The sequence below is a fragment of the Variovorax sp. 01T439_2 genome, assembly GCF_056398445.1.
This window is the reverse complement of the sequence record NZ_JBFTPJ010000673.1, coordinates 1-3,313: the sequence shown is the minus strand read 5'-3', so window position 1 is coordinate 3,313 and position 3,313 is coordinate 1. Positions and strand designations below refer to the sequence as shown.

Annotated in this window: 4 protein-coding genes and 2 tRNA genes; all 6 read right to left on the bottom strand. The window is 63.7% G+C overall.

All coding sequences use genetic code 11. The features are described from left to right. Positions 1–107: 107 nt before the first annotated feature. Positions 108–1,346, bottom strand: a complete 1,239-nt coding sequence (locus AC1DOC_RS25635) for a tyrosine-type recombinase/integrase (RefSeq protein ID WP_027730874.1) — start codon at positions 1,344–1,346, stop codon at positions 108–110. 181 nt (positions 1,347–1,527) lie between these two features. After that, positions 1,528–1,604 (bottom strand) — tRNA-Arg (locus AC1DOC_RS25630). A 68-nt stretch (positions 1,605–1,672) separates the two neighbouring features. Continuing rightward, positions 1,673–1,921, bottom strand: coding sequence for a hypothetical protein (locus AC1DOC_RS25625; RefSeq protein WP_018906141.1), 249 nt, complete (start codon positions 1,919–1,921; stop codon positions 1,673–1,675). Positions 1,922–2,051: 130 nt separating this feature from the next. Then, positions 2,052–2,128: transfer RNA gene (locus AC1DOC_RS25620), tRNA-Pro, on the bottom strand. A 35-nt stretch (positions 2,129–2,163) separates the two neighbouring features. After that, the gene (locus tag AC1DOC_RS25615) at positions 2,164–2,868 is read right to left on the bottom strand and encodes a glutathione binding-like protein (protein WP_018906140.1); all 705 of its coding nucleotides are present in this window, start codon (positions 2,866–2,868) and stop codon (positions 2,164–2,166) included. 103 nt (positions 2,869–2,971) lie between these two features. Then, positions 2,972–3,313: NAD(P)/FAD-dependent oxidoreductase (locus AC1DOC_RS25610; RefSeq protein WP_478130754.1), on the bottom strand; the 342-nt coding region annotated here is incomplete at its 5' end.

The following is a 3,313-nucleotide window of genomic DNA, read 5'->3' as shown; positions in this document are numbered from 1 at the left end:
GAAGAAAGAGAATCGGAAAGCGTTGTAGTTCCGGATATCGGCGAGACCGCGCGACCGGAAGCATGGACGTTGCATAACTTCGTTGATATCAACGTTTCCGGCGTTGGCTAGGCCGCCCGGAGCGTTCGGACTTGTGCGTTTCCGGCAAGTTGGCCCAGGTAGTCCGCCCAGCGCTGCATCATTTCCTTGCGCTTGTCCATGAACTCCGCGCGGTCGTAGGCCGTACCCAGCGGCCCGCTCTTGCCATGGGCAAGCTGTGCCTCGATGACGTCAGGCGAAATGCCGTGCAGTTGCTCTGCCATGACCGTGCGGGCCATTGCCCGAAAGCCATGGGCGGTCATCTCGTCGTTGGTGTACCCCAGCCTTCGCAACGCGGCGTTCACGGTGTTTTCGCTCATGGGGCGCTCTCCCGTGCGGATGCTGGGGAACACGTATCGGCCATGGCCGGTCAATGGCGCAATTTCCTCCAGGGTCTGCAGTGCCTGCTTCGCCAGCGGCACGAAGTGGGGGCGGCCGTTGCGCTTTTCATGGAGCCGGCGCTTCATGTCCTGCGCCGGGATGGTCAGCATCGCCTTTTCGAGGTCGATCCAGGCCCATTCCATCGCACGGATGTTGCCGGGGCGCTGGAAGAGCAGGGCGGACAGGAGGAGGGCGGCGCGGGTGATCGGCTGCCCGCTGTAGCCGTAGATGGCGCGCATCAGTTCTCCGACCTTCTGCGGCTCCAGAACGGCGGCCATGCTCTTGGTGATCACCGGTCGGAGCGCGCCGTGCAGGTCGGGCGCCGGATTGCTCGCGCAACGGCCCGTCTGCACACCGTAGCGGAACACCTGTCCTGCGCACTGGCGCAGGGTGTGGGCCGTCTCGATGACGCCTCGGCCCTCGGCGCGCTTGAGCGCGTGCAGAAGATCCCTGGCCTGGATCGTGGCGATCGGCAGCTTGCCGATGTAGGGGAACAGGTCCTTGTCCATGATGCGCAGCCAGCGCTCCGAATAGGATGCGCTCCAACTGCTGGCCTTGGTGGCGTGGAATTCCCGCGCCAACGCCTCGAAGGTGTTGGCTGCTTCCACTGCCCGGGACAGCTTCTCTGCGCGCTTCGCGAGGCCGGGGTCGACGTTGTCGGCAAGCAGTTCGCGGGCCTTGTCGCGCCGCTGCCGCGCCTTCGCGAGCGAGACCGCGGGGTAGACGCCCAAGGCCAGCGTCTTCGCCTTGCCGTTGAACCGGTAGTCCATGCGCCAGTACTTGCCTGCGGCTTTGACGCGCAGGTACATGCCGCCGCCGTCTGCGTAGCGCTCGCCGATCTCACTGCCCTTGTGCTTCACTTGCCTCACGAAAGTGTCTGTCAGCATTGGGTTTTTCTCCTTGCTGTCGGTACCTGGCTTTGGCGGCCGGGCAGATACCTGCAGAAGTACCGACAAAGTACCGACAAGACATGCTATGCCCCGACCTGTCGTGGCACAAAGAAAAACCCGCTTCTCCTCGAAGGAGAGCGGGTTTCAGGATGGTTCTGAGCGACTTGAAACTGGAAATTGGCCTGCCCGGAGGGGATCGAACCCCCGACAACCTGCTTAGAAGGCAGGTGCTCTATCCAACTGAGCTACGGGCAGATTCCGGGCCGAACGGAGCCCCGGATTCTACCCACATCCACCCTGGAGCCCGGCGTGCCGGAGGGCGCTCAGATCTGGACGAAATCGCCGACCGGCTCGAAGTTCTGGGCGGCCCATGCGCGCAGCAGATCGAGCGTCTGCGCTTCCGAGGGCCCGTAGGTCTGGTGCTGTGCCAGCGGCGTGGAATTGATCTCTTCCGTGGCGCGCAAGGGGCGGCGGCGGGGCATCCAGTACAGCGTGGCAGTGTGCGAGACGAGGTCCTGCGTGACCTGGACCAGGCCAGTCTGGTTGCCAATCTTCAGTTCGTAGTAGGACACGCCAACCCCGGTCAGTGATGATGTTGAATCGACTGTACGCGAGGAATTCACCGCAGGCTTTGTTTTTGCCGCGGCCGAAAAACAAGATGCCTGCAACAACGTGAGTCATTGCAGGCATTCGTATTTTTCTTGGTCGGGGCGAAAGGATTCGAACCTTCGACCCTCTGGTCCCAAACCAGATGCGCTACCAGGCTGCGCTACACCCCGACAAGCCTTCTATTCTAGCCCGAATAACTGCGCCCTCAGCGCTTCGCGTATTGGGTCTTGCCGAAAAGGATCTCGCGCTCCTTGTCGCCGGTGATCGGCTGGCGCAGGTCGGCCAGCACTTTCACGCCGCGCTGCACGGCGGGGCGCGCGGCAATGCCGTCGAACCATGCCTTCAGGTGCGGGTAGTCGGTGAGCGTGATGCCCTGGTTTTCCCAGCTGCGCAGCCACGGGAAGATCGCGATGTCGGCAATCGAATAGGTCTTGCCGGCAATGAACCTGTTCTTCGACAGCTGCTTGTCGATCACGCCGTAGAGGCGCTTGGCTTCGTTGCTGTAGCGCTCGATGGCGTAGCCGATCTTTTCGGGGGCATACATGCGGAAGTGATGCGCCTGGCCGAGCATGGGGCCGACGCCGCCCATCTGGAACATGAGCCACTGCAGCACGTCGTAGCGCTCGCGGTCGGTCCTGGGCAGCAGCTGGCCGGTCTTGCCGGCCAGGTAGACGAGGATGGCGCCCGATTCGAAGAGCGAGATCGGCTTGCCGTCCGGACCATCGGGGTCGGTGATGGCGGGGATCTTGTTGTTGGGACTGATCTGCAGGAACTCGGGCGCGAACTGGTCGCCCTTGCCGATGTTGATCGGGCGGGCGTTGTACGGCAGGCCGCACTCCTCCAGCATGATGTGAATCTTGTGGCCGTTGGGCGTGGGCCAGGAATAGACCTCGATGGGCGATGCAGGCATGTCGCGGGCTCTCCGTTGTTGGGGTTGGTCGTGATGCGAGGCAGGCAGCATATACGCGGCCATCCGCACGTGTGCAGCGCCGGGAATTACGGGCGCAGCGCGGTCATGCAACGGCCGAGTTGGACGACAGGTGCTGGTGGATCAGCGCGACCACGGCCGCGCCTTCGCCGATGGCACCGCCCACGCGCTTGACCGAACCCGAGCGCACGTCGCCCACGGCAAAGACGCCCTGCACGCTGGATTCCAGCGCAGTGGAGGGTCGGGCCGGAAAGCCGCTGCTGGCCGCATCGCCCGTCAGCACGAAGCCATGCTTGTCGACCGAGACGCCGCAGCCGTCGAGCCAGCTGGTCTCGGGCTCGGCGCCCACGAAGAGGAAGATGTTGCGCGCATCGCAGTCGTGCTCGTTGCCCGTGGTCTGGCAGCGCCAGGTTGCACCGGTCAGTCC

What these genes read in the sequence shown, in the direction of transcription:
- AC1DOC_RS25635 (WP_027730874.1), bottom strand. Translation starts at nt 1,346, where the DNA reads ATGCTGACAGACACTTTCGTGAGGCAAGTGAAGCACAAGGGCAGTGAG.
- AC1DOC_RS25615 (WP_018906140.1), bottom strand. Translation starts at nt 2,868, where the DNA reads ATGCCTGCATCGCCCATCGAGGTCTATTCCTGGCCCACGCCCAACGGC.